At 43.7% G+C, this 25,673-nt stretch carries 24 protein-coding genes, 2 pseudogenes and 1 other annotated feature; of the genes and pseudogenes, 19 read left to right on the top strand and 7 right to left on the bottom strand.

The window, feature by feature from the left end:
* Positions 1-3: 3 nt before the first annotated feature.
* Genes QMA13_RS16130 through QMA13_RS16140 form a run of 3 tightly spaced genes read right to left on the bottom strand, consistent with a single transcriptional unit; the run spans position 4 to position 3,054 of the window.
* On the bottom strand, positions 4-1,035 hold the full coding sequence (locus QMA13_RS16130) for a FecCD family ABC transporter permease (protein WP_282942591.1): 1,032 nt from the start codon (positions 1,033-1,035) through the stop codon (positions 4-6).
* Positions 1,028-2,035, bottom strand: coding sequence for a FecCD family ABC transporter permease (locus QMA13_RS16135; protein ID WP_481858181.1), 1,008 nt, complete (start codon positions 2,033-2,035; stop codon positions 1,028-1,030). Before QMA13_RS16135 ends, QMA13_RS16130 begins: the two co-directional genes overlap by 8 nt.
* A gap of 14 nt (positions 2,036-2,049) precedes the next feature.
* Positions 2,050-3,054 carry an ABC transporter substrate-binding protein gene (locus QMA13_RS16140; protein WP_282942592.1) on the bottom strand — a complete coding sequence of 335 codons (1,005 nt, stop codon included), beginning with the start codon at positions 3,052-3,054 and terminating at the stop codon, positions 2,050-2,052.
* A 245-nt stretch (positions 3,055-3,299) separates the two neighbouring features.
* Here QMA13_RS16140 and QMA13_RS16145 point away from each other — a divergent pair, with 245 nt between their 5' ends.
* The 12 genes and pseudogenes from QMA13_RS16145 to QMA13_RS16200 all read left to right on the top strand — a co-directional run bounded on the left by QMA13_RS16145 (position 3,300) and on the right by QMA13_RS16200 (position 14,736).
* Complete coding sequence (locus tag QMA13_RS16145; protein ID WP_282942593.1) at positions 3,300-4,928, top strand: AraC family transcriptional regulator; 1,629 nt, start codon at positions 3,300-3,302, stop codon at positions 4,926-4,928.
* 155 nt (positions 4,929-5,083) lie between these two features.
* A pseudogene (locus tag QMA13_RS16150) lies at positions 5,084-5,932 on the top strand (alpha/beta hydrolase).
* A gap of 188 nt (positions 5,933-6,120) precedes the next feature.
* On the top strand, positions 6,121-7,545 hold the full coding sequence (locus QMA13_RS16155; protein ID WP_282942594.1) for a DUF5050 domain-containing protein: 1,425 nt from the start codon (positions 6,121-6,123) through the stop codon (positions 7,543-7,545).
* 147 nt (positions 7,546-7,692) lie between these two features.
* Positions 7,693-8,199 (top strand): MerR family transcriptional regulator, encoded by a 507-nt coding sequence (locus tag QMA13_RS16160; RefSeq protein ID WP_282942595.1) that lies wholly within the window; start codon positions 7,693-7,695, stop codon positions 8,197-8,199.
* Positions 8,196-8,627 (top strand): SRPBCC family protein, encoded by a 432-nt coding sequence (locus QMA13_RS16165; protein ID WP_282942596.1) that lies wholly within the window; start codon positions 8,196-8,198, stop codon positions 8,625-8,627. The genes QMA13_RS16160 and QMA13_RS16165 overlap by 4 nt, the downstream gene beginning before the upstream one ends.
* Positions 8,628-8,647: 20 nt before the next feature.
* Positions 8,648-9,094, top strand: coding sequence for an SRPBCC family protein (locus QMA13_RS16170; protein ID WP_282942597.1), 447 nt, complete (start codon positions 8,648-8,650; stop codon positions 9,092-9,094).
* A 172-nt stretch (positions 9,095-9,266) separates the two neighbouring features.
* A complete protein-coding gene (locus QMA13_RS16175; RefSeq protein ID WP_282942598.1) occupies positions 9,267-9,689 on the top strand; it encodes a hypothetical protein in 423 nt (140 codons plus the stop codon).
* Positions 9,690-9,694: 5 nt separating this feature from the next.
* Entirely contained in the window at positions 9,695-9,985 is a 291-nt protein-coding gene (locus QMA13_RS16180) for a DUF3221 domain-containing protein (RefSeq protein ID WP_282942599.1), read from the top strand.
* A 79-nt stretch (positions 9,986-10,064) separates the two neighbouring features.
* Positions 10,065-10,585: pseudogene (locus QMA13_RS16185) on the top strand (DinB family protein).
* Positions 10,586-10,711: 126 nt separating this feature from the next.
* Positions 10,712-10,980: a binding site (T-box leader), on the top strand.
* A gap of 168 nt (positions 10,981-11,148) precedes the next feature.
* Positions 11,149-12,234, top strand: coding sequence for an aspartate-semialdehyde dehydrogenase (gene asd / locus QMA13_RS16190; RefSeq protein WP_282942600.1), 1,086 nt, complete (start codon positions 11,149-11,151; stop codon positions 12,232-12,234).
* 205 nt (positions 12,235-12,439) lie between these two features.
* The gene (locus tag QMA13_RS16195; protein ID WP_282942601.1) at positions 12,440-13,123 is read left to right on the top strand and encodes a DNA polymerase subunit beta; all 684 of its coding nucleotides are present in this window, start codon (positions 12,440-12,442) and stop codon (positions 13,121-13,123) included.
* A 137-nt stretch (positions 13,124-13,260) separates the two neighbouring features.
* Complete coding sequence (locus QMA13_RS16200; protein WP_282942602.1) at positions 13,261-14,736, top strand: protein adenylyltransferase SelO; 1,476 nt, start codon at positions 13,261-13,263, stop codon at positions 14,734-14,736.
* A 101-nt stretch (positions 14,737-14,837) separates the two neighbouring features.
* Here QMA13_RS16200 and QMA13_RS16205 read toward each other — a convergent pair whose 3' ends face one another.
* Both QMA13_RS16205 and QMA13_RS36600 read right to left on the bottom strand, forming a co-directional pair.
* Positions 14,838-15,689 (bottom strand): IS3 family transposase, encoded by an 852-nt coding sequence (locus tag QMA13_RS16205; RefSeq protein WP_481858182.1) that lies wholly within the window; start codon positions 15,687-15,689, stop codon positions 14,838-14,840.
* Positions 15,686-16,015: a transposase gene (locus tag QMA13_RS36600; protein ID WP_282936090.1), complete on the bottom strand. Its 330-nt coding sequence runs from the start codon at positions 16,013-16,015 to the stop codon at positions 15,686-15,688. The genes QMA13_RS16205 and QMA13_RS36600 overlap by 4 nt, the downstream gene beginning before the upstream one ends.
* Positions 16,016-16,274: 259 nt before the next feature.
* Between QMA13_RS36600 and QMA13_RS16210 the strand changes: the two genes are divergently transcribed.
* Positions 16,275-17,495: a mandelate racemase/muconate lactonizing enzyme family protein gene (locus QMA13_RS16210; RefSeq protein ID WP_282942603.1), complete on the top strand. Its 1,221-nt coding sequence runs from the start codon at positions 16,275-16,277 to the stop codon at positions 17,493-17,495.
* A 153-nt stretch (positions 17,496-17,648) separates the two neighbouring features.
* Here the strand turns inward: QMA13_RS16210 and QMA13_RS16215 are convergent, their stop codons facing one another.
* A complete protein-coding gene (locus tag QMA13_RS16215; RefSeq protein WP_282942604.1) occupies positions 17,649-18,179 on the bottom strand; it encodes a GNAT family N-acetyltransferase in 531 nt (176 codons plus the stop codon).
* Between the two features lie 275 nt (positions 18,180-18,454).
* On the opposite strand from QMA13_RS16215, the gene QMA13_RS16220 reads away from it, so the two are divergent.
* The 5 genes from QMA13_RS16220 to QMA13_RS16240 all read left to right on the top strand — a co-directional run bounded on the left by QMA13_RS16220 (position 18,455) and on the right by QMA13_RS16240 (position 24,929).
* Positions 18,455-20,374, top strand: coding sequence for a PAS domain S-box protein (locus QMA13_RS16220; RefSeq protein WP_282942605.1), 1,920 nt, complete (start codon positions 18,455-18,457; stop codon positions 20,372-20,374).
* A 198-nt stretch (positions 20,375-20,572) separates the two neighbouring features.
* Positions 20,573-22,393, top strand: coding sequence for a chondroitinase-B domain-containing protein (locus tag QMA13_RS16225; RefSeq protein ID WP_282942606.1), 1,821 nt, complete (start codon positions 20,573-20,575; stop codon positions 22,391-22,393).
* Positions 22,394-22,534: 141 nt separating this feature from the next.
* A complete protein-coding gene (locus QMA13_RS16230) occupies positions 22,535-23,299 on the top strand; it encodes a hypothetical protein (protein WP_282942607.1) in 765 nt (254 codons plus the stop codon).
* Between the two features lie 46 nt (positions 23,300-23,345).
* Positions 23,346-24,185 carry a phosphotransferase gene (locus tag QMA13_RS16235; RefSeq protein WP_282942608.1) on the top strand — a complete coding sequence of 280 codons (840 nt, stop codon included), beginning with the start codon at positions 23,346-23,348 and terminating at the stop codon, positions 24,183-24,185.
* Between the two features lie 183 nt (positions 24,186-24,368).
* Complete coding sequence (locus tag QMA13_RS16240; RefSeq protein WP_282942609.1) at positions 24,369-24,929, top strand: GNAT family N-acetyltransferase; 561 nt, start codon at positions 24,369-24,371, stop codon at positions 24,927-24,929.
* Between the two features lie 155 nt (positions 24,930-25,084).
* Here the strand turns inward: QMA13_RS16240 and QMA13_RS16245 are convergent, their stop codons facing one another.
* A complete protein-coding gene (locus QMA13_RS16245; RefSeq protein WP_282942610.1) occupies positions 25,085-25,315 on the bottom strand; it encodes a helix-turn-helix domain-containing protein in 231 nt (76 codons plus the stop codon).
* On the opposite strand from QMA13_RS16245, the gene QMA13_RS16250 reads away from it, so the two are divergent.
* Positions 25,303-25,641, top strand: coding sequence for a hypothetical protein (locus tag QMA13_RS16250; protein WP_282942611.1), 339 nt, complete (start codon positions 25,303-25,305; stop codon positions 25,639-25,641). The genes QMA13_RS16245 and QMA13_RS16250 overlap by 13 nt on opposite strands.
* Positions 25,642-25,673 lie beyond the last annotated feature (32 nt).

Below are 25,673 nucleotides of genomic sequence, written 5' to 3' on the forward strand. Positions count from 1 at the left end.
TTGTCAAGATTTAACCGACTTCGACTTGTATAACAAAAACAGGAAGTAGGGAACCCCTACTATTGAAATCACGATACCAACAGGCAGCTCAGCCGGAGCAAATAAGCTTTTGGCGATGAGGTCTGAAATAATGACAAGCAATGTACCGATTAAACCGCAGATAGGCATCATATACCGATGTTGAGCACCTACAAGACGTCTGGCGATATGCGGAGCCAGCAGGCCGACGAAGCTGATACTCCCTGATACGGACACGCAAGCGCTGACCAGCCCGATGCTGCACAGCAGCAGAATGGCTAGCTCACGTCCGTATCTAAGACCGAGACTGCGAACCAGGTTCTCATCAAGCTGGAATAAGTCCAATATCCTTGGCCTTAGCATGAGGAGCGGTACGAGCAGAATGAACCACGGCAGCATAGAAACGATATAGATCCAATTGGCGTTCCAAATGCTCCCTGTAAGCCATACTGTAGCCATCTCAAAATCCTTGGCGTTCATGCGCAATGAAAGAAATAGACTTATTGCACCGAAGCCCGACCCTAATGCAATGCCCGTTAGGATTAGTCGTTGTGCATCGAGTCTTCCGTTATGCCATGCAAACACGAAGAGCAATGCGGCAGCGGCCATACCTCCAACCAGGCCGAAGAGTGGCATGGTCATGATGGCAGTCCACCCTGTACGAATGACATGACCTTGGAATGCATACATGTACAGTACAATAGCTGCACCAGCTCCAGCATGGATACCGAGGATTCCGGGATCTGCCAGACCGTTCCGGGTTACGCCTTGTACGGTTGCTCCGGCAATGGCGAGGCCGAATCCGACCAATGCAGCAATGACGAGCCGGGGCAAACGAAATTCAAACACGATCAGGTCAGAATCGGGTTGTGGTTCTATGCGCAGCAGGGTCTGCACAATATCGGGCAGGGAAAGGTCGAATTCCCCAATCGTCATATAAAAGTAGATGGAGAGCAAAAGGATGATGAAGCCAGTGAGCAGCACCCATCTAAAAGATCTGGATGAACGATCATGCATGCTTCCCACCGCCTTTTCTCCGAATTAAATAAAGGAATACTGGTACACCAAATAAAGAGGTAACGACACTTATGGGCATTTCAAATGGATAGTTTAGAAACCGCGCAAGCACATCGCAAAGCATAAGAAACAAGCCGCCAAGGCAACCAGCGCAGGGGATGATTCTTCGGTAATCGAGTCCGACAAAGAAACGGGCGACGTGTGGGATGATCAGACCGACAAAAGCGATTTTACCTGCAAGTGCAACGGAAATCCCTGTGAGTAATACAACAGCGCCCATCGCAGCCGCTTTGATCAACCAGTTCCTCAATCCAAGACCGCGTGATATCTCATCACCTAGCGAAAGAATTGTAATTTGCCGGGAAATAAGCAGGGCAATGGCGATCCCGATCACAGCGAATGGCAAGGCTAGCCATATAAGAGATGGCTCGAGCTGATGGAGCCGGGAGCTGTACCAAAAGCTGACGTTTTGTGATATTTGAAAATAAGCTGCAAATGCTGCTGAAACGCTGCTTAAAAACGTTCCAATAATGGTTCCGAGAATAGCCATTCGTACAGGAGATAGCCCTCCCGGCAAGAGTGCTGCCGCTGCGAATACGAGTAGCACACCGAATAGAGATCCAATCAGGGAAAACAAGATCATTTCCAACGATGAAGCACCATGAACAAAAATCATTCCCAGGGTGATGGCGAAGGCAGAACCATCCGTTACACCCATGATCGAGGGAGAAGCCAAGTAATTGCGTGTCATCCCCTGCATCAACGCTCCGGAAATGGCAAGAAATGCTCCTATCATAAGCGAGCCGATCGCGCGGGGAAGCCTGGAATGCCTAATGATCTGATGATCGGCATTCCCCGCATCGAAATGCAGAAAGGCGTCCCATACGGTTGATGCGTCAATCGGCTTTGCTCCATAACGGATCGATACAACAAAAAGCAATAGGAACGCAACGGGGGCAAAGCCCAGCAAAAGTAATGAGAAGCGATTCCGTTGCATCATAGGTTAGACTCCTTTCAGTTCGACAGCTTTTCTACAGCGGCTTTGAGGAAATTAATTTTACTCCATGAAGCCCCGCCTTGCGCCAGGGGATCAACTACATTGACGAAGATCTTATTATTTTTAGCTGCGTTGGTGCTTAACCAAATTGGATTTTTTTGCAGGTCCTTCAATGCGTTCAACTGCTCCATGTTCTCATCCTCTGAGAATTGCAGGAATACGGCATCGGGATTCATTGCGCTGAACTGTTCAAGCGAAATATTTTGCTGTGCTTTGGCTGCCTTGACTTCTTCCGGAACTGCAAATCCCAACTCACCGTATATCGTTGGATTGAGGAACACATCGGCAGGATATATGAAAAGGGAACCGGTACGGATCCTAACAGTAACAATCTTTTTGCCTTTCCACTTTTCACCTATTTGAGTTTTGGCGGAGCTAACATCCTCTTTATATTTCTTTAAAATTTGCTCAGCCTGTGCCTGCTTGCCGGTAAGCTCTCCAATCAGCCTAAGATTATCTTCCCAATTCGTGGCAATATGGGATACGGGTATCATCGGACCCAGCTTAGCCAGCTTTTCCGATGCTTCAGCCGGGAATTTGGTCGAACCAAGAATCACATCCGGCTTCAGCTTCAGAATGGCTTCCATATTAGGCTGCATTTTCTCACCAACTGATTGGGAGGAACTTGTAATCGGCTTGAACAGCTCAGGAAATTTACCGCCGGTCGTAATGGCTCCAATCGGTTGAACTCCAAGGACAAGTGCATCCTCCATGGATTCCATAGCGCCAGCAATGACAATTTTGTCTGTCGGAGCTTTAACTGTGTATGTTTTGTTCAAATAAGTAAGTGTTCTGGGCTCGGAATTTGCTGGAGAAGTCTGCTTTGTTACGCCAGCTGTAGTTCCAGTTGCAGATTTATCTGCAGCAAATCTAGTCCCCGAGGGCGCTTCTTTAGCTGCGCAGGCGGTCAAAGCACAAACAAGTATTATACTCAACAAAGTGGGAATAGGGGATTTTTTCATTTGTTGTATTGCTCCTTTTCATCTATTGATAATGATTTTCATCGCTCATTATAGAGGATCGTCTCAGAGTGAACCATGTACGATATCCGAATTTTATAATGGACAATCTCCAGTTGGAAAAATGCGGAATGCGATAAATAATGAAAATACAAGGTCCGAGAATGCATTTCGGTTGCCGAAAAAGTGCTTATATGGTAAATTTATTTACGATAATGAGAATCATTATCATTATTTAGGAGGGCAATATGCATACTACACCATTGGATCTGGAGTTGCAAACACCTGGTAGTTTGGATCATTTATGGTTTAAGCTTCACAGCGTAGAATGGTTATATAACAGCGGTATGGAGCAGCAGCTGACGAATTCGCATGTATTGCTATTTGTCAAACAAGGTACCGGCAGTTTAACTATAGATTTGGAACAGTATCGGTTGAGGAAAGAGGCTGTCCATAGCGTCCGTCCTGGTCAGACGGTGGGGATCGTCCCTGAGGCAGGGGGAGAACTGGAAATGTACGTGATATCTTTTGATATGATCGGTGACTGGACAAAGGAAGTGAGACTGCCGTTAAAAGTGGAGGTCCCGGTATATCCCAATGCCCAAATGTTTATTTTGTGCGACTTGATGTACAGCTGCTGTCGGCATACACATGCCTTGGAGCGATTCCGAGGACAGTCCGCGTTCCATGAGCTGCTCTATGAGCTTATAAAAAATATTCGACAGGAGCCTTGGGTAAACTCAAGATCGGCGCTGGAACAATCACGGGCTTATATCGAAAAGCATTATAGTGATAATCTAACCATTGATCAGTTGGCAAGTATCGCTCAGATCAGTCCCAAATATTATGTGGACTTATTTAAGAAGACTTATGGAAGAAGCGCGATTGATTACCTAACGGAGGTCAGAGTCAATAAGGCCAAACAGCTGATGGCCCAATCAGGTGTCCGCCTGCGAGATATCTCTCATCAAGTAGGCTACAACGATGAATTCTATTTCAGTCGAAAATTCAAAAAGGAGGTTGGCGTTTCGCCTACCGTCTATATGAAAAGTCGCAGAAAGCGAATCGTTGCCTACTCACCTCACGTACTGGGACAATTACTAGCTCTTAAAGTGATTCCTTATGCGGCCCCGCTCCATCCCAAATGGACTGCTTATTATTATAAAATGTACAGAGCGGATATCACTTTGCATCTCAGCGCCTATCGTGCCAATCAGGACTGGGAAGCGAACATTCATGCGCTCGTCCAAGCAGCACCGGATATTATCATCAGTCGGGATGACAGCCTGCATCCGAATGAAAGAGAGAGACTCGAACAGCTTGCACCGGTGTTCGTGATTCCATGGAAGGATCAAACCTGGCGTGAGCAGCTCATGCTTACAGCACAGCAGCTGGGAGCAGAACAGGAAGCTCATGGTTGGCTTACAGACTATGATCTAAAAGTATCTCAGATTAAAGAGATGCTGCATCGATCCCTAGGTACGGAAACCATTCTAGCGGTCAGCATCCACAAGCAGCAATGCCGGATTTGCCCAGTACGCGGCATGCGCGACGTGCTGTATCACGATCTTCAGCTGCTGCCTCCACTAGGATTTGACCCGGAGCATTACAATTTGACGGTTCCAGTAGAACGGCTGGATGAGCTGGATGCGGACCGGATATTGCTCAATGTGTGCCAGGAGGAGGAAACCCTCCGCTATTGGCAGTCGCTGGAGGCGTCACCACAATGGTTGAATTTGAAGGCAGTCCGGAAAAATCAAGTGTACCCGATCTCTTCTGACCCGTGGAGAGAATATTCCGCTCACGCGAGCGACAGGATGGTTGATGATCTGATGAGGCTGCTCTGCGGATTAGACGTCGTGAGTAGGCGAACATAGCCGTTACGTGCGTGTTGTACTGAAAGGGCGTATGGAAATTGTCATAACAGGATTCTGGAAATAATCCATGGCTGTTCTCAAGCGGTTCCTTTATAATTTCCCAATGATAATGATTTTCAATTGTGATGGGAATTCATAGAGGAGGTTTACAGACAATGACACTTGAGCAAGAAAGTACGATCTTAGCGGAAGCTCAGGATGGATGGCAGCCGTTTAGGATAACGGGTACTAGACAGTGCGACATGCGCTCAAGAAATGGCAGATCATACCGGATTTTTGTATCAATCCCTGCTGAACAACCACCCGCCTCCGGTTATCCCGTATTTTATGTATTGGATGCTAACGCTGTATTCGCAACTGTGGTGGATGCTGTTCGCGTACAAGGCCGTCGCCCTGAGAAAACGGGAGTTTCTCCAGCGGTTATTGTCGGTATTGGTTACCAAACGGACGTTCCTTTCGCTTCCGACCGGTTTTACGATTTTACTGTTGATGTACCTACTTCCGAGCTCCCCGTTCATCCTGATGGGATCGAATGGCCTGAGCAGGGGGAGCGGATGCATTTCTATCGTTCATAGAAGACGAACTGAAACCATTGATTTCAAGTGAATTGCACATTGATGCAAGTAAGCAAGGAATTTTTGGCCACTCGTTGGGCGGACTCTTCGTGCTCCATGCTCTTTTTTCCAGGCCACAGGCATTCAGTACGTATGTGGCTGGAAGCCCATCGATTCATTGGAACAAAAGGGCGATTCTCGAGAAGGAGCAGCAATTCTTCACCCGTATGGAGCAGGAGCTTCGACAACTCAGCATCTTGTTAGCTGCAGGTCAGTTGGAGCAGGGACACCCAAGGCGCATGACCGAAAGCGCACAGGAGATGGGGGGAGCGACTCTCATCCTTGGCAAGCCGCGGAATACGTGTTGAATACAAAGAGTTCGAGGGAGAAGGGCACGTATCCGTGCTGCCAGCGTTAATAAGCCGGGCTATCCGCTTTTTCTCCGTATAGCTTATCGTTGAGAAATACTCGTAGTAGGAAGTCTTACACGAGTATTTTTTTGCGTTGAAAATGCTCCAAAGGGCAGTAGAATCCAACGTAAATGATGCTTCCAGTTAGGGTTCTTAGGTCAATAAGTATAAATAAATACATCCCGGATGTCGATACATTAACATGATAACAAAAGGAGAAGATCTTAGATGAAATTAAAGAAAATAAGTGCTTATTTAGCTGTGTGTATGATGTCCGCTATTGCAGTTCCTCAAGCTAATGCTGCAACGGATTCCAATATTTCTATCACTGTGAACGGTGTTGAAGTATTTGCAGATACACCCTCGTTTATTCAAACGGATGTTGGAGTCACATTTGTCCCAATCCGCGTAGTTTCCGAAACATTAGGAGCGAACGTAAAATGGAACGAATCGACGGGCTCGGTACTCATTAAGAAGGCAGAAACTGAATTAGAATTGACCGCCAACCAAAGTATAGCTAAAATCAACGGCCAAAACGTTCGATTGGAAGCTCCTCCCGTAATGCAGAATGGGCGTCTGATGGTCCCAATCCGTTTTATTTCAGAAGGCTTGGGAGTGAAAGTCAGTTGGAATCAGCCTAGCCGTACCGTAAATTTAGGAAACGCTGTAGAAGCCTCCCTATTATTTGAGTCTGGAACGGGGAATGATCCTCAAAACATTCATAACAATGCTATTGTTACACAGTATAACGGATGGATCTATTACGCCAATATTGGAGACAACAATAAGCTGTATCGTATGACACTTGATCAATCCGACAATGTCAAACTAACCGACGTCCCGGTTACCGATATCAGTGCGGTGGACGGATGGATTTATTATCGGATAGACGTGCTGGAGGAAGGTAAAAGGACGGATGCCGGAGAAATCTATAGAATGCATCCCGATGGGACTTCGAATACAATGCTTAGCGAGCATTCCACACGTGCTTTTTTTGTTAGAGGCGATAGTATTTATTACAGCAGGGACAGAGGAATGGGAGCAGGTCCTATATACAAAATGAAGCTGGATGGCAGTGAAAGGACACAACTCAGCCAAGAGGATGATGACGTGTATGAAATTACGTTAGGTGACGACGCGATCTATTATACATTGAACTCAGGAGGGCTGTATCGATTAGAACTGGAGAGCCATCAAGCAACCCAAATTGATTCGGATTGGTACCACGATATACGAATCGTGAACGGCTGGTTGTATTATAAAGATGTAAGTGGACGTCTACATCGAATGGATTTAAACGGAGACCAAAGGAATTCAATCGGTGAAAGCCCTATCGGGAGTTATTTTATTAAGGAGAATGATATTTATTATGAAAAAAGGGTCGAGGGAAAATGGTCTACCTCAGAATCGAGACTGTATCGCAGCGATCTAGAAGGAAATCACTCAACCCAGCTCGTAGATAAAGTCGTACAAAATATTAACTTCGTTGGAGATCAAATTTATTATTTGACTTATGAAGCGTTGAGTTCTGAAACGCATCAATATGCGGATATGCTTTTCACTCTCTCGAGAATGAAAATTGACGGCTCGCAAAAGCAATCCTTGTCATCCTTTAAAATGAACCCCTTTCCTGATAAATTAAGAGTACAGTAAGCTAATAGGGGAAGCTGATACACTTGTTGTGGGAATAACTAGTTACAAGTGATGATAAATGATTTATTTTTTACTTGAACCTAACGTTACGTCATGTTTTATAGTAAAGTTACCGGTAAATAGCTAGCTCAAAAGAAGGAGTTGATTATGAAATCATATTGGAAGGTCGGGGACCTTGCTACGCTGACGGGGCTAACAGTACGAACCTTGCGATTTTACGACCAGATCAGCTTGTTCTCACCCTCGGGCCAGACGGAATCCGGACACAGGCTATATAATGAATCCGATCTGTCACGACTTCAACAGATTTTGTCGCTTAAGGAATTGGGCTTATCGCTTGAGGAGATAAAATCCGTTCTAGCTGGTGAGCAATATAGTCCGCTTGAGATCGTCACCTTACAAATGTCACGGATTAAGGAGCAGATCAAACTTCAGCAAGTGCTCCTAGAGCAGCTTGAGTATATATCCAAGTTGATGCAGGTGAAAGCGCCATTAACCGTGGAAGATTTCACAAACCTATTGCAAGCGATGAAAACTGGACATGAGAAGCTGGTCGTTGAGCGGCGGAAGAGCTGGGAGCACCATCTGGACTTGCTTGGTGAATTTCTTGCAGAGGAACACAAAGTTACTAAACCTAAGGAGGATAAACCATGACTGAACGATTTATCAAACATGCTACTTTTGTCGTCGAACGTACCTATGCCGCTTCGCCAACGCGCGTGTACAATGCATGGACTGACCCGTCTGCCAAAGCTAAGTGGTTCTCAAAACCTGATGTATTCGAGTTCAGGGTTGGGGGGCGCGAATATAGCAAAGGCGGTCCCCCTGAAGGACCGGTCTTTACCTTCGATGCCTGTTACCAGGAGATTATTCCGGACCAGCGAATTGTGTATACCTATACTTTGGATTCGAACGAAACACGTATCTCGGTGTCTATCACAACGGTCGAGCTTATCCCAACTGAAGGCGGTACGAAGCTGGTCTTTACCGAGCAAGGTGCGTTCTTTGATGGGCTCGATACGCCAGAAGTCCGTGAGCATGGAACAAACGCTATGCTAGACGCTTTGGGTAAAACACTCTAAGAAGAGAGGACGTTGTAGTCATGACAGCAATCATGGGTGCCAATGAAATTGTATCTACTCGTGACTTTAATGTGCCGGTCAAGGATGTGTTTCATGCTTGGACAACCCCTGAGCTGCTTGCTCGCTGGTGGGGACCGAAAGGGTTCACCAATACGTTCCACGAGTTTGATTTGAGGCCGGGCGGCAATTGGCGGTTCGATATGCACGGACCGGATGGGGTGAACTATCCTAACCATAGCGTCTTTATCGAAATCGTACCTATGGAGAGGATCGTGTTCAATCATCTGTCATTCCATGAATTTCAGGTGACGGCTACCTTCGAGGAAGTTGACAACCGTACAAAAGTCACATTCCGTCAGCTTTTTAAAGATGCAGAGGAGTTCGAGCGAGTCAAGAGTTACTGCGTAGAAGGTAATGAACAGAACTTCGACCGGCTAAGCGAGCTTCTGGCTGAATCAGCCATCTAGCACTCCAGTCCTCCATATATTGCTATTTAAAGCAGCCTTGCCAATCTGGTAGGCTGCTTTTTATCTTGGTTGTAAAACATTAGTCGTGTTCACGTAAAGGTAGAAGAACTTGCAACACTTTTCCAACATATCACGTCAATCAGTGTAAATATATTGGAAAAAATAGGAGGGAATGATGAAAACAACCCTAATTCTAATTATTGCAGGTGTTATGCTCGCGGCAGGATACGACTCAACAGTACGATTCAAACAAACGATAGTGAATTCAACGACATCAGCCGTACCCGCTGCTCCTGTATTACCCGAAGGAGAAGTTCTTCATTCGCCGCCAAGTATGATTGAAGAAAGCGGGAGTTTAGAGCAGAGTGAATTCGTGACGAACTTGCTTTTTGTTAAGCAGAAGCTCGTATTGGAACGTAAACAGATTGAGCAGCGACATTCCATTAAGATGATGTTGATTGGAATTGGAAAAGACGATATCTTGGTGAAAGTTAGGCAGACAGGCGATGTGGAGACTCCTCTGTCCAATAAGGAGATTGAAGCTATGAAGCAAACTTTGTTCAACATCGCTGGAGGAGAATTTCCCTGCAGCTAAGTGTCATGGAATGCTGCAAGAGTGCAGCAACTATTACTGGCAAAATCAAATCCTACGATAAAGAACAGAATCGGGTATTAATTGTTAATGAACAGAAGAAGAATGGCAATACGGATGATCCTGAAGCGAATTGGGTGGGTATGCAATCAGATGCAGTACTAGTTGTTGATGGTATCCAATCAGCATCAGGTCTAAACGAATCATTAGTAGGCCGCGACGTAAAAGTATGGACAACCGGAGTTACCATGTTGTCTTACCCTGGTCAAACATCAGCCATCAAAATGGTCATTGAATAAGCAGGATACCTAGAGCAAACGGGATAACGAAAACACTTACCAAGCGGAATCCTCTATTTTGACAGAAAGGAACATTCATATGAATATTAACAAGAAAGAAGCTATTGAGATTCTGGAGCGTACACCACAAACATTGGATTATTTTTTAGCTGATTTATCGGATGGATGGTTACAATGCAATGAAGGTGAAGGAACCTGGAATGTTTCTGAGGTGATAGAGCACCTCATTGAAGGGGAGAAAAAAATTGGATGCCGCGGTTAGAATTTATTCTACAGGAAGGTGAAAGTAAACCCTTTCCTCCTTTTGATCGTTATTCTCATTTAAATGAACGCTCTGAGAGATCAATCAAAGAACAATTGCTTGAATTTAAAACGATTAGAAGTGATAATATTGTGAAACTTCAGGTTCTTATTGACCCTGAATCGCATTTTGAACTAACGGGTTCGCATCCTGAATTTGGAGTTGTAAAGCTAAGGGAACTACTTTCAACATGGGTTGTGCATGATTTAACGCACATTGCTCAAATCGTAAGGGTAATGGCCAAGAGATACGGGGAGGATGTAGGGCCTTGGAAACAGTTTTTAGGAATATTGAAATAGTAAAAACTTAGCTGTATGATCCACTTAATCTTGTACCGCTAATCTTGCTAAACCATGCTTTTTGTAGAAAATTTCAAAAATATGTTTACCTAACCGCAATTATTTGATAATATAATCGCAGAATATTTAAATGCGATGAAGAGAAGAGTAAATAAGTGAAATCTTACACAGAGAGCTCCGTTTGCTGAAAAGGAGAAAAGAGTTCCTTATTGAAAAAAGACTCAGAGCTGCACTCCGGAACCTTATAGAAGGCGATGGTGTGCCAGGAGCTCCTGTTATAGAGCTAGAGTATAAGCATTACATTGTAATGGTAATGCCGTACTTGAAGAGGCAAATATGGCGACATATTAGCGAATCTGGGGTGGTACCACGAGTATACAAATCTCGTCCCCAAGACTTAACCGTCTTGGGGGTGGGATTTTTTTGTTGCATCAAAAGAAAGCACAACGCACGGAGTAGTTAGAGTACCTCGTGTTTTGTGTGAGATGGATTAACGTATAACCTGATTTGAATTATGAAAATAAACACTTACTCATGCCATAGTGAAAGGAATTGAATATTTTATGACACAGAAATTAAAAGTTGGTATTGTTGGAGGAACAGGAATGGTTGGCCAGAGATTGGTTCAGCTGCTGGACCAGCATCCTTGGTTTAAGGTAACGGCTATTGCAGCGAGCGCAGGCTCTGCAGGCAAAACTTATGAGGAATCTGTGCAAGGCAGATGGAAGTTAGCAGGCCCCATTCCTGAAGATGTGAAACAAATTATCGTTCAGGATGCTTCGAAAGTGGAAGAAGTTGCTTCTGGTGTCGATTTTATTTTTTGCGCTGTAGAAATGAATAAGGATGAAATTAAAGCATTGGAAGAAGCATATGCCAAAACAGGCACGCCTGTTATTTCCAATAACTCAGCTCACCGCTGGACACCAGACATCCCGATGGTCATTCCGGAAATTAACCCAGAGCATATCGAAGTGATTGCTGCGCAGAGAAAGCGGCTTGGAACTTCCACCGGATTTATTGCCGTTAAGCCGAATTGTTCTATTCAGAGCTATGTGCCAGCACTTCATGCACTCTTAGATTACAAACCAACGAAAGTGGTTGCATCGACGTATCAAGCGATTTCCGGAGCTGGCAAAAACTTTACGGATTGGCCGGATATGTTAGATAATGTTATCCCTTATATTGGCGGCGAAGAAGAAAAAAGCGAGCAGGAGCCGCTGCGCATTTGGGGCAGCATTGTAAATAATGAAATTGTTAAAGCTAGCGCGCCTTTAATTACAACTCAGTGTATTCGTGTGCCAGTAACCGATGGACATTTGGCAACGGTATTTGCATCGTTCGAGAAAAAACCTTCAAAAGATGAAATTCTTGAGCGCTGGTTGCAATTCAAAGGACGTCCGCAGGAGCTTGGTCTACCTAGCGCGCCAAAACAATTCATAACGTATTTTGAAGAAGAGAACAGACCTCAAACCAAATTGGATCGGGACATTGAGCGCGGTATGGGAGTCTCGGTAGGCAGATTGCGCGAAGATTCAATATACGATTATAAATTTGTAGGACTTTCGCATAATACATTACGCGGAGCAGCAGGCGGTGCGGTTCTGATTGCCGAATTGCTTAAAGCGGAAGGTTACATTCAGGCAAAGTAAAAGCATGTCTAGGCATGCGGTGAATTCGAAGGAATTGCTCGAATTGTGGTAAATTATTATTTATAAAAAAAGCTTGAATTTTTGCCTAATGGCAAGATTCAAGCTTTTTTAGTTATCACTTTACCTCGTTTTGGTTGAACTCAAGGCAGGAGAGCACACTTCAATAATCGAATATTTCATATTAAATGATTCAGTGAGGTGTGAAATGGACTATATTCATTCTTCTATAAGTGAAACTCATCGAGAATTAGTTGGTGAAATATATGAGGAGGTTTTGCAGGATTCCGAGACTGTTGGCTTACTGCTTCAAGGCTCGGTAGCAAGAGGAGAGTCCTACGCTACCTCTGATTTAGATATGTACATATTATTAAAAGATGGATTGGTCAGACCTTTTCGTTCGGAGCACCGACGGGGTATTCACGTTGAAATGAAATATTCAGACTTTGAAACGGCGGTTAACAAATGCAGAATCACATCCATGGGAATATACAATTTCTTGGATTCAATGATTTTGTTTGACCAAGAAGGGAAACTTCGACAACTCATAGAACTCTCAAAGAAGCTTTATAATGAATATCAAACGCCTCTTGAGGAAAGGAAATCCACGAAGTACTGGCTTGAAAGTGCTTTGATTAAAATCAAAGCCGCGCAATGTGCACAAGATGATCTGAAAGCCAATTTAGTAGTAGCCACTAGTTCATGGAAAATCCTTGAAGGTGTATGGGCAGTGAACAATAAGCCAATGCCTCCAAATGGTTCGGTCTTATCCCAATTAAGAAATATAGAGCGACCTGATGATGTGGAAAAGTTGATAAATAGTTTATTATTAATGATATTAATTATTAAAAAATCCGTTTTTACGCTTATGCCCGTATGTGTTGAACAATAAAATCAGTACATAAAAGTACGCTTGGTAGTGTGGAAAGGGTATAATAAGTTGGCATAAATACTATAGCGCTGTCTTGTATGGATTATATAGAACGCACATGACTAATACTATCAGACAAAAAGAAAGAAGGAGATACAATGACAGAGAAAAATGAAATCATAGATGCAGGATGGAACTTCGACAACAGTTATGCTCGTCTGCCGGAATCCGTTTACACTAGGCTTAACCCAACCCCAGTAAGCTCACCGAAGTTAGTTATTTTTAATGGTCCATTGGCAGATTCTCTAGGGTTGAATGCCCAAGCGCTGCAAAGCAATGATGGAGTCGCGGTGCTTGCTGGCAATCAAGTTCCCGAAGGCGCCTTACCACTAGCTCAAGCGTATGCAGGGCATCAATTTGGGCATTTTACCATGTTAGGAGACGGTCGGGCCATACTGCTCGGAGAACAGATCACTCCACAAGGAGATCGGTTTGATATCCAGCTCAAGGGTTCTGGTGTAACGCCATACTCACGTCGAGGGGATGGTCGAGCCGCACTTGGACCTATGCTGCGAGAATACATCATCAGTCAGGCTATGCATGCGCTCGGTATTCCAACCACTCGCAGCCTAGCGGTGGTGACAACTGGTGAGTCCATATTCCGGGAAACCGTGCAACCCGGTGCAATCTTGACGCGGGTGGCTGCAAGTCATTTACGCGTTGGTACGTTTCAATATGTTGCTAAATGGGGAACGGATCAGGATCTCCAAGCCTTGGCTGATTACACATTGCAAAGACATTTTCCAGAAGTGGCACAGGATGAAAATCGGTATCTTTCCCTGCTTCAGGAAGTGATCAAGCGTCAGGCAGCTCTGATTGTCCAATGGCAGCTCGTTGGTTTTATTCACGGGGTGATGAATACAGACAACATGGCACTCAGCGGAGAGAGCATTGACTTTGGTCCTTGTGCCTTCATGGATGCTTATGACCCTGCCACGGTATTCAGTTCCATTGATAGCCAAGGCCGCTATGCCTATGCTAATCAACCGCATATTGCAGTATGGAATCTCGCGAGATTTGCAGAGACTCTATTGCCGCTGCTGCATGAAGGCGAAGAGCAGGCTATTAAGCTGGCTGAAGGTGCTCTTTCAGATTTTGCCGAGTTGTATCATCGTAATTGGCTTACGGGAATGAGAGCAAAGCTCGGGATCTTTGAAGAGGAACCACAGGACGAAGCTCTCATTGAAGATCTACTCAATATGATGCAAAAGCATCAAGCGGATTACACTAATACGTTTCGTGCATTAACCTTTGATAAGCCTGAGGATACTGTCTTTTTTGGAACTACGGGTTTTACTCAGTGGCATGAGCAGTGGCAAGCGAGATTAGACAGGCAGCAGGAGTCCAAAGCGTCCTCGCATCAGTTGATGCGTAACAGCAATCCCGCAGTAATCCCTCGTAACCACCGGGTAGAAGCTGCACTGGATGCCGCGGTGAATCAGGGAGACTACAGTGTGATGGAGCAGCTTCTTGATGTTCTTGCGAGCCCCTACACGCACTCTCCCGAACAGGCTGAGTACACTACATTGCCTGAGGAATCAACTCGTCCGTACCGAACCTATTGTGGAACTTGATATTGAGGCAATGTACACAATGAACCTATGTTCTTGCTGTATGTTGAAAGGAAAAGCTTGAGAAATGGTCATACCCCTGTCAAGTAGACAGATGAAAAAAGCTAAGCTGCCAACGCGCACCGGTACTCTATCGGTGCACGTTGTTTTAATTTGGCTTGAAAACGGTGGTAGTTGTACTCGTAAATATATTCTTCCACGGCTTGCCGAATTGCCGCTCCTGAATTAAACTGGTTGAGGTACAACTTCTCTGTTTTGAGATGCGAAAAGAAGGATTCGATGCACGCGTTATCCAGGCAGGTTGCTTTGCGAGAGTGGCTGCCTTTAACGCCGAATGCCTCTAATCGTGTGTTGTACGCCTGAGACGTGTATTGGAAGCCCTGGTCCGAATGGAGCACGGCCTCTGAGACGTCTCTTTTTCTTGTCCACTGCGTAATCGTATCCAGCACAAGCTGGAGATCGTTACGTTCAGACAATTGCCAAGCGACAATCTCGTTGTTGAAAAGATCTTGAATAACAGATAAGTAATGGAAATTCGTTCCATCGGAAATATAGGTAATATCCGTGACCATTTTTTGCTGCGGTGCCGTAGCATGGAATTGTCGCTTTAAACGATTTGGATACACAACAGAAGGCGTGTAGTTGGACTGTTTCCGCTTCCTACGTATGACCGACTGGATCGATAATTCTTTCATGATCCGGCATACTTTCTTGTGATTTACTTTGTAGCCAGCCTCCCGCAAGGCGGTCGTCATCCGAGGGTAGCCATAGTAGGGATGTGCAAAATGGATGGCCATCATGTGTTCCTTGATCTCATGATCCTTTTCTTGACTTGCCTTTCGCTGAGGCTGTGTGGCTCTCCATTTGTAATAACTGGCCCGTGGTATTCCCGCAATAGCTAACAGGACTGTAATGCCGTGCTGGTGGCGCAGCTCCTCCATGATTTCATAATTCATTCGTTGGGTTGGCGCTTCTCCTTTACTAGATTTGGATACCGCTTTTTTAAGTAATCCACCTGCGCCTTCAGGTAATCTCGTTCTTCCTCAATGCTTTGGAAGGACGTGCGTGGCCGCCCTTTCATTGGATTTGGCTCACTTTTACGCACATCGAACGACTCTCCGTTTTGCCATTTCCTCACCCACACCTTCAGTTGAGAACAGTTACGGATCCCTTCTCGCTGAGCTACCACCTTGTAACTCGCAGAACCCTCTACATACGCTCTAACCGCCTTTAATTTGAATTCTTCTGTGTACGTTTGAAATGTTTGTCCTTTTTTAGCCATAAAAAAATCCCCTCCAAGTGGCACTCGAGCCTCCATGATAACATGAAGGTTTTTTTGAGTGTCTACTTGAAGGGGATAATACCAAATATCAGGCTTTTCTTTTTTTATTTATATGGACAATCCTACTTATCCATTATATGGTTATAAATAAGGTCCATAATACAAACGAATGAAGAGCAAAGCGACCGTGGTTTTTCCTGAGATGACAAAAAGTTTCGAAGATATTTTCTTTGACTAAAATTTCAAGGAGTGAACACACATGGTAAACACCTATAACGACTTGTCCTATTTGCATTTGGATAGCGCTCTTACCCAAGCTCAAAGTAACGTAAGTATCACAGACTTGGAAGAAGCGGCGAATTCTGCCGTATTGAATGTGGAAGGGATTAGTTCACCAGTGATCATACAGTCCATTGAGCTCTTGTTTAACAACGGATTATATTTCTTGCGGACCCGATCGAAAGACGGTTCTGAAGGAGTTGCTGTAACAAGTGAACGTGCTGGTTATCTGTATCCTTTGCTTCAGCAATTGATCATCCCTTACTTTATAGGCAAGGATGCCAGAGATTTAGAAAAGCTCTTGGATGGTGTTTATGTGCACCAAAGCAACTATAAACTGTCCGGCCTTGCTCTGTGGTGCTGCATCTCATGGGTGGAGGCAAGCGTGCTGGATATGTTAGGTAGAATAAGTAACAAGCCAATTGGCGACTTGCTCGGAGGCATCATTAGAAACGAGGTCCCAATTTATGTGGCAAGCGGTAACAGGGGAACAACGCCTGAAGAGGAGATAGAAGTGCTGCAGAAGAAGGTCGCTGAGACGGGGGCGAGGGCAGTTAAATTTAAAGTGGGCGGCCGGATGAGCAAAAATGCTGATTCGATAGAAGGGCGCTCCGAAACACTCATTTATTTGACACGCAAAACTTTTGGGGATGATTTCACCATACATGCTGATGGTAATGGTTCCTATGATCCTCCAGTAGCTATTAAATACGGTAAGATTTTGGAGGAAATTGGGGCCTTCTTCTATGAAGAGCCTTGTCCATTCGAGCATCTAGAGGATACCAAGGAGGTTGCAGATGCGCTTCAAATCCCACTGGCCTTCGGAGAACAAGAAACCAGTTTAAGGCGGTTCCGGTGGATTATCCATAATGATGCCGCTCAAGTGGTGCAGCCTGACCTACAATACAACGGAGGATTTATAAGGAATACCCGTGTTGCCAGAATGGCTGCTTTAAAAGGCATACCTGTCACACCGCACATTTCCGGTGGGTTTGGATACATCTATATGCTTCATTTTGCGTCGTACATTCCGAATATTGGGAAATTTCAGGAGGACAAAGCAGGTGTGAAAGTGACCGACTACCTGTTCACTCCACAAATGGAAGTGAAAGACGGCGTCTTTAGTGCGCCTACTGGCCCTGGTCTTGGAATGGATTATTCAGTAGTTGAGAAAGTTCTTCGTAAAGCATTTCTCATCTAGCTAAACCTTAATCGAGATTTGACTATTTATAAAAAGGTCAGAAGATAAAAAAGGATTCACATATTCACATAATATACATGTATACTATGTGAATCCCTTTTTAATTTAATTTTGCTTCTCGCTTTGTTGAACTAACGTTCCCCTTAATCTGAATTATTTTTGCTTTATATGAAAGAGGACATGTTTATTTAAAGGGCTATCTTTCTCAACTTTAGGGTGACTGAACATTTTAATAAAACTCATACCGATATTCATCATTACTTTTATCGAAGGCTTATTAACATCGGCTGTAAAACTATAAACATCATGAAAACCCAATTTACTAAATCCATATTGTAAACAGGCTGTCGCTCCCTCATTTGCATACCCTTTTCCCCAAGCCTCTTTTTTCAGTCGCCATCCTATTTCGATGCATGGTGTAAAATCAGCCTCAAATGTTGTCCTATGAAATCCAATAAACCCTATAAACTCTTTATTTTCCTTTGCTTCGACGGCATATAACCCAAAAGCACATTCCTTAAATTCGGAAATAATTGATTTATAGAATGCATTTGTTTCTTCGATTGATAAGGTTTTAGGAAAATACTTCATAACCTGTTCATCTGCATTCAGTCGACTAAATGGTTCTAAGTCTGTTTCTTCCCAATCACGCAATTGCAATCTCGATGTTTCTAAATATATCATTTTACACCTCCGAATGAAGTTATTGTTGGACATTTTAGCGTTAAAACTTTGTATTCACTCCAACGCTCGGTTAAAACCTCGCTACGCATCCCGCTGGGGGCTATATATGCTCTTATACTGAACATATTATCCTCTTATTTATATACTGCAATTAACAGCCGCGGTTCTTTTTTATATGTAAATAATAATGCTTGTTTCAAAAAAGGCGATTTGAGGTAATTATTTATAGACATACCTGAGTTCATCGGATAATAAAGGTAAGAGGGCGGAGGACTATGAACCATATAACTGAAATTGACCACCAAGTTCTTTTTGAACATGTATATCGGAATGCTCCTATTGGCATAGCCTTTGTTTCGATGGAAAGAAAATGGATCTATGTAAATCCCGCGATGTGTAGAATATTTGGACATACGGCAGAAGAGTTTCGAGAGCTTACGACAGAAGATTTGGCCTTTGCAGAAGCTGAGAATAATAATGAAGAACTCATAAGAGAATTGCTAGATGGTGTGAGAGATTCCATTGATGTCGAGAAGCGTTATGTCTATAAGAATGGCGATATCATATGGGCTTCGTTGCACGTTACACTTGTTCGAGATGAGATAGAAGGAAAGCCGTTATATTTCATATTTCAAATTATCGATGATACGAAGAATAAGCTTGCCGAGCAGAAGCTGCAGGAAAGCATTGAGCGATATACTTCGTTAAAGAAGTACAATCACGATGCTATTATTTCATTTGGCTTGGATGGTCGTATTATCAATGGCAATCAAATGGCGGAGCACCTAACTGGATACAAGATCGAAGAATTGATCGGCGTGAGTATTTCCAAGATATTGGGTCAGAAAACTCTTGCTGATATCCTTTCAGCAGCCCAGGATTATTCTTCTGTTGAAAATAATATTCATTATATCCAACATAAAGAAGGGCGCGCGGTTGAAGTTCTTGCAACTCTGGCTCCCATTTATATACATAATAAAAATTCAGGCTTCTATATCATTGCCAAAGACATGACAGAACAAAAACGGTTGCTGATAGAGAAAGAGGCTGCTGAAAAAACGAATAATGCCAAAAGCGAATTTTTGGCTATGATGAGCCATGAAATCCGGACTCCCATGAATGGGGTTATTGGAATGACGGATTTGCTCTTGGAAACGGAACTGGATTCGGAACAGCAAGAGTATGTTCAAATTATTAAAAAAAGCGGCGTAACGCTTCTCACGATCATTAACGATATTTTAGACTTTTCCAAGATTGAATCAGGGATTTCAGAGATGGTGATAGAACCATTCAATGTTAGATCGATTGTGCTAGAATCATTAAACATCATTATGCCAAGGGCACTTGAGAAGAGCTTGGAGATTTCTACGTCTGTCTGTCCGAAAGTTCCTAATATGGTGGGTGGCGATGACACAAAATTAAGACAAGTTCTTATCAATTTGCTTAGTAATGCTGTAAAATTTACGCCGGAAGGGACGATCTCGATTTCGGTGGATTGCGTATCTCAAGAGCAGAATACCGTATGTCTTCAATTCTCAATACGGGATACGGGGATAGGGGTTCCTAAGGATAAGGTGAACCAATTATTTGAACCATTTTATCAGGTTGATAATTTTATGACAAGGAAGACGGAGGGAACAGGGTTAGGGTTAGCCATCTGTAGAAAACTTGTTCATTTAATGGATGGTGAAATCTGGTACGAAACGTCGGTTCCTTCTGGATCGCTATTTGTATTCACTGCCAACTTTCAGCTTAAACCCCATGAGGAATCCAAATCTATGAATCTTTTGCTGGAACAGGATAATATAATTTCGGACTCCCTCAATATTTTGATTGCTGAGGATAATGCTGTGAATCAGATCGTGTTAAAGAAGATGGTGGAGAAGCTTGGTTATCGCCCAACCATTGTTGAAAATGGAAAAGATGTGGTTGAAGCAGTGAAGCATTTTCCGTATGACATTATTTTCATGGATGTACAAATGCCCGTGATGGATGGAATGGAAGCTACCAGAAAGATTAAAGCCAACTCAACATTCAAGAACAAAACACCATTTATTGTTGCCGTAACGGCCCATGCAATAAAAGGCGACCGAGAAAAATATTTGTCCGAAGGTATGGATGAATATGTGAGTAAACCTATAAGTATGAACGCAGTGACAGGAATTATAGAGAGATTTATTGAGAACACACCTTAGGGTGTGTTTTTGTTTTGCTGAGTCCATGACTAAATAAAATGAATTTTATCTATATTATGCCAAACCACTTTGTGTTACATTGTGTCCGAGGGAGGTGATAAAGCGTTTACATATCAAGCTTGGTTTTAACTAATATGAACAATAAAGGAAGGTGTGCAAATGATGTCATCAAGAAAAAAATGGTTTTCAGTGTTACTGATGTTATGTTTGATTGTTACGATGTTTCCTACGGTGGGGATGGCAGCAAACGCCAAATTCAGTGTAGCGGCTTCTGCAGTCAGCGCGAGTTCGGATGATGGTAATGTTCCAGGCAACACGGTTGACGGAGATTTGAACACACGTTGGTCTGCTAGTGGGGATGGACAATGGATTCAATTTGATCTAGGTTCCAATAAGAAAGTAGCTTACCTCAAAATCGCATTTTTGAACGGAACCGGCAGAACGTCCACGTTTGATATCCAGACATCCACAGACAACTCAAGCTTTAGTACAGTTCAAACCAATGTGACCAGTGCTCTAGCTGACGGCTTACAGACCTTCGATTTCCCAGACGTTGATCCTGCGCGTTATGTGCGAATTGTCGGTCATGGGAATTCTCTGAATGCTTGGAACAGCTACACAGAGGTAGAGATTTATGGAGATGCTTCAACTGCTGGCAGCGGGACAGTAGTGAATGTAACAAATACGACGGAATTGAAGGCTGCTATCACCGCTGCGACGGCAGGGACTACCATTGTTTTAGCGAACGGTACGTACTCCGGTCCATTTTCGATTAGCAAGAATGGGACTGCATCAAACCCTATCGTGATCAAAGCAGCGAACCAAGGGCAAGGCGTTATAGCGGGTACAGGAGGTTTCAAGCTAAGCAACTCATCATACATTACTCTTGATGGGTTGAAATTTACTAATACCGGAACAGCTATTTCTTTGTCTGCTTCGAGCAACGTACGTATCACTCGCAATAAGCTGGCGCTTGCCGCCAATACTGCTGCAACTAAATGGATAGTGTTGAATGGTTCAGGCAGTAACAATAACCGGATTGATCATAATGAATTTGGTCCAAGACATGATCTTGGTCAAATGATTTCGATTGACGGAGTGGACGGTCAAGTTGCTCAATACAATACAATTGAGTACAACTACTTTCATGATGCGGACCCGCAGACGGAGAATGGCGGCGAAACGATCCGCGTTGGCTTATCCGGCTTGTCCATGTCGGACGGCTTTAATACGATCCAATACAATTTATTCGTCAGTTTGGATAGCGATCCTGAGGTCATCTCGGTTAAGAGCAAAAACAATACTGTCCGCTATAACACCTTCCGTAATAACAAAGCTCAAGTTACGGCAAGACACGGGCATAACGACAGCTTTTATGGGAATTTCTTCTTTGGCGATGGGGTAAAGGCAGGTGTAGGTGGTTTTAGAATTTATGGGAATGAACACAAAATTTATAACAATTATTTTGAAAAATTAACTCAAGCTGCCATCAATATCGATGGAGGAGATTTCGATGCAGGCCCGAATGGGGCCAATTACACGAGTGATGATTTGGCTAAGCATTGGAGAGCATATCGCGTACAGGTCACCAACAATACGGTGGTGGATAGTACTTCGAGCAGTATTGCCGTCGGTTTGAGCTATACTTATGCTCCTGTGGACAGCCGGATTGCCAATAATATTGCCAAAAGCTCGGCAGGTCCTCTATATAACGAAGCAAAAACCTCAAACACGGTGTTCGAAGGCAATATCGGTTATGGAGCTGCGTTAGATAACGTATCCAGAACATCGTCCGAAATCAAAAATGTTGATCCGCAGCTTTCCCCTTCTGGAGGGCTGCAGAAGCTGACACCGACAAGTCCTGCGGTCAATGCCTCTGTAGGATCTTATACTTACGTAACCGATGATATGGACGGTCAACCGCGTTCAGTTAACGATGTTGGCGCTGACGAATATTCGACTTCGACCATCGTAAGAAAGCCGCTGACGGCTATTGACGTGGGGCCAGCAGCGCCTTGATAAGGGGAGTATACAGGCAGTAAGAATAGAGGGCGGTCTCAAGTCATGGGATATGGCTTAGAGGCTGCCCTATTTAATTTCCTCTCCATTAATCAATAATGGTACAATGATAAATACCCATTGATTGAAGGAGGGGGGAATATGGCGCGGAAAAGTAAGAAGAAAAAGTCCCTTTTGCAGGAGATAAGAGAGACTATTCATTCATTAACTAAACCTAAACGAATTTCCAAAAAAACAATCCGACGAAAGGCTCCACCAGCTAAACAATTAACACACACTACAGAAAGTGCACAAGCACTTCAAGAGAACTTAGAGTTGAAAATTACTAAAAAAATGTCTGAAGAATTGCAAAAAATGAAGCAGCAAATGCAGCTAGAGCTCTTGGAAAAACTCGAAAATCAAAAAAATATACATAACGATAATAATGAGTCTGTGAAGAAAAAGAACAAAGAGACTGCAGCTAGTAAAAAAGTAAAAGATAAAAATAAAATTTTGACTCATTCAAATAAGGGACGATATAAACCGCAGACCCATTGTACTTTCCTAAAAGTTTTGATTTTATCGGATAGTGTAAAAGGCGAGGTCGTTGTGGGGTATGAAGTCCTGGATCATAGTAGTCAAGAAGTTTGGGGTATTGGTATTCACGAGGGGACCCAATTGGGTAGGTCTAAACTGATACTAAACACCAAGGTCAAAAGCCGAACTATGGAGTCGAAACGACAATATTATTTGGCGAACGAGACGGATGATTCCTTATATTTCTCAGAGAGTTACCGAAAATCAGTGTTGTTGAATGGCAAACTAACCGTTGCCCATTACACAAACGGACTGGCCGATGCCATACAACAAGCTTATATGGCAGGTTATAAAAGCAACAGTAAAATTCCTAAATTGCGAATGTCGTAACCTCGAATACTGTATGAAATGGCAAGACATGGGGGGCCAGTGAACGATGCTTGGAAAATGTGTAGGAACAGGGTCGAGTTGCGAAGTGTATGAATGGGGTGGTGACGACAAAGTCGTCAAATTATTTCATATGAACACGCCGTTGAAAACGGTTCAGCTCGAATACAGCAATAGCTCCGTGGCTTGGAAGAGTGGATTGCCCGTTGCCCAACCTTTCGAGCAAATCAATTGGGAAGGACGTCATGGAATTATTTTCGAAAAGATAGTCGGCGAAACACTCGTGAATCGTCTATTTGAAAGATTGCATACTTTCCGAAAGATGGATAGTGAATTACGGGTATTCGCGAGAGTTCTCAATGAAATTCATAAGACAACCGTTCTCGACATCGTAACCGATCAAAAAAAGAATTTAAAATCGATTATTGGCGAGCCCATCCTGTTCACCAAAGAAGAAATATCGTCCATCCATGCGTATATTGATCGTTTACCTGCTAAACGACAGCTTTGTCAAGGTGATACGAATCCGAATAATCTGATTTTGAGAGACAGGGATAACAAACCCGTTATGATCGATTGGAGGCATGCCTCACTTGGCAATCCAGCAGCGGATGTCGCGGAGGTTTGCGTAATGATCGAATATGCCGTCTTGCCACCTGAAACTCCTGCTGCGGTTGAAGAGTTTTTCCAGAAATCGAGGCAAGCGGCTTATCACATTTTCATCGACGAGTATTGTAAATTGTCAGGAGCAACTGAAGAAGAAATTAGATCTTGGTATATTCCGGTCGCCGCACGATCAATTACTTCGGGCGCCCTACCGAACGAACAAATTACCAAATTAGCTTCTATGATTCGAACTATGCTGGACTATTCTATGCGTGAAACTTAGGCACTTAATTGATGGAGTCGATTCTCTATTTGGAAAATAATGAAAGTAGGGAGCACCAGTCAACGTAGATTATAGGTGAGAGTAGAAGGGTTGGCTTTATTTTTGGATATAGATGCTATAGGTGCTATACTTCTTGTAGGAACAAACAGTTATGGCCTAGGATTCTGAAAGTGGTGAACCTCATTGGATGCATTGGAGTACTCTATCACTGACGAGTGGGACGATGTCAGCTGGACTGAAGCGGAGCGTATCTACGAGCAAGCATTTCCCCTTGAAGGTAAGAAAAGCCGCGACATCATCCGTCGAATGTTTGAAAAAGGGATGTGCCAGCTGCACACACTCTCTCAGAAGTCTGGAATGGTTGGGATGGCATTGACGGGAATCGATCAGCAAGCAGGGGCTTTGCTAATTGATTATTTAGCCGTGAGTGAGGATTTTCGCGGCAGAGGATATGGCCGAATGCTGCTGGACCATATCAAGCAATGGACTCAAACCAATACGGGCTGCAAAGGAATTCTTGTCGAAGTGGAATCCGAACCAACGGAGGAAAACAAACAACGAATCCATTTTTGGGAAACAAACGGTTTTCATCTCACAGTTTATGTGCATCATTACATCTGGGTTCCTGAGCCTTATCAGGCGATGTATTTGAACTTTGAAGAGGCTAATCGGTTGCCGGAGGATGGCAAGATGCTTTTTCGCAGCATTACTCGATTTCATGAAAAGGCATATCGTCGTGTATAGCCTAAAGTATAAATTTAACATGAGATCTATAGTAGAATAAGATTTGGGAAGAGCAGGTGCGAAAGCATTCTGCTCTTCTTCATTTTTGTGTGAAGTTAAACTGAAGGAATATTACAAATCGAAACATCAGCAAACCAATGTCCTAACGTCCAGGGTTATTCATTCGGATTTACCTTATGCTGGGAATCGCCTGCACACTGCTTACGGAATGCGTTAGGTGTAATCCCGGCTTCTGTTTTGAAAGTATGAAAGAAATGGGACAGATCGCCGAAGCCTGAGAAGGCTGCGATTTCGGTTACAGAAAGCGGTGTATCCATTAAGAGTCGCTTGGCGCTTGAATGATGCGGTATAGTGTCAAATAGTGGTTTAAGGATTGTCCTGTCCACTGCTTCAGCTTGGCTGGCTGGATACATCCTTCCGTGAGGCGGCTGAACGGGCATTGAACGCCGTGCTAGTTCAAATCGAAGCCGACGGCACGGTGGGTGTGTCCGGTGGAACACCAGTGATGCCAAGCATTGAGGCCTATCAAGAAATCCCTTGCTATCCATCCTTGTATGGACAAGGCTTGACGCTTATTTTACTCTCGCTCGCTTTGATTAATACTGATTTATGTAAAAAATTGATCTACACCCTTAATAATTCACATTTCTTTCCTGACACACTGTTGTCAGTAAGGATGGTTTATGATTGCTTCATAAGTTACGACAAGTAACATCTTAAACCTGATTACGGAAAGGAATGGAA

Origin of the sequence: Paenibacillus sp. RC67, assembly GCF_030020805.1 — a bacterium.
In the GTDB taxonomy this organism is placed as follows: domain Bacteria; phylum Bacillota; class Bacilli; order Paenibacillales; family NBRC-103111; genus Paenibacillus_S.

Coding starts and splice junctions, on each gene's coding strand:
- QMA13_RS16130 (WP_282942591.1), bottom strand. CDS start 1,035: ATGCATGATCGTTCATCCAGATCTTTTAGATGGGTGCTGCTCACTGGC.
- QMA13_RS16135 (WP_481858181.1), bottom strand. CDS start 2,035: ATGATGCAACGGAATCGCTTCTCATTACTTTTGCTGGGCTTTGCCCCC.
- QMA13_RS16140 (WP_282942592.1), bottom strand. CDS start 3,054: ATGAAAAAATCCCCTATTCCCACTTTGTTGAGTATAATACTTGTTTGT.
- QMA13_RS16145 (WP_282942593.1), top strand. CDS start 3,300: ATGCATACTACACCATTGGATCTGGAGTTGCAAACACCTGGTAGTTTG.
- QMA13_RS16155 (WP_282942594.1), top strand. CDS start 6,121: ATGAAATTAAAGAAAATAAGTGCTTATTTAGCTGTGTGTATGATGTCC.
- QMA13_RS16160 (WP_282942595.1), top strand. CDS start 7,693: ATGAAATCATATTGGAAGGTCGGGGACCTTGCTACGCTGACGGGGCTA.
- QMA13_RS16165 (WP_282942596.1), top strand. CDS start 8,196: ATGACTGAACGATTTATCAAACATGCTACTTTTGTCGTCGAACGTACC.
- QMA13_RS16170 (WP_282942597.1), top strand. CDS start 8,648: ATGACAGCAATCATGGGTGCCAATGAAATTGTATCTACTCGTGACTTT.
- QMA13_RS16175 (WP_282942598.1), top strand. CDS start 9,267: ATGATGAAAACAACCCTAATTCTAATTATTGCAGGTGTTATGCTCGCG.
- QMA13_RS16180 (WP_282942599.1), top strand. CDS start 9,695: ATGGAATGCTGCAAGAGTGCAGCAACTATTACTGGCAAAATCAAATCC.
- asd (WP_282942600.1), top strand. CDS start 11,149: ATGACACAGAAATTAAAAGTTGGTATTGTTGGAGGAACAGGAATGGTT.
- QMA13_RS16195 (WP_282942601.1), top strand. CDS start 12,440: ATGGACTATATTCATTCTTCTATAAGTGAAACTCATCGAGAATTAGTT.
- QMA13_RS16200 (WP_282942602.1), top strand. CDS start 13,261: ATGACAGAGAAAAATGAAATCATAGATGCAGGATGGAACTTCGACAAC.
- QMA13_RS16205 (WP_481858182.1), bottom strand. CDS start 15,689: ATGAATTATGAAATCATGGAGGAGCTGCGCCACCAGCACGGCATTACA.
- QMA13_RS36600 (WP_282936090.1), bottom strand. CDS start 16,015: ATGGCTAAAAAAGGACAAACATTTCAAACGTACACAGAAGAATTCAAA.
- QMA13_RS16210 (WP_282942603.1), top strand. CDS start 16,275: ATGGTAAACACCTATAACGACTTGTCCTATTTGCATTTGGATAGCGCT.
- QMA13_RS16215 (WP_282942604.1), bottom strand. CDS start 18,179: ATGATATATTTAGAAACATCGAGATTGCAATTGCGTGATTGGGAAGAA.
- QMA13_RS16220 (WP_282942605.1), top strand. CDS start 18,455: ATGAACCATATAACTGAAATTGACCACCAAGTTCTTTTTGAACATGTA.
- QMA13_RS16225 (WP_282942606.1), top strand. CDS start 20,573: ATGTTATGTTTGATTGTTACGATGTTTCCTACGGTGGGGATGGCAGCA.
- QMA13_RS16230 (WP_282942607.1), top strand. CDS start 22,535: ATGGCGCGGAAAAGTAAGAAGAAAAAGTCCCTTTTGCAGGAGATAAGA.
- QMA13_RS16235 (WP_282942608.1), top strand. CDS start 23,346: ATGCTTGGAAAATGTGTAGGAACAGGGTCGAGTTGCGAAGTGTATGAA.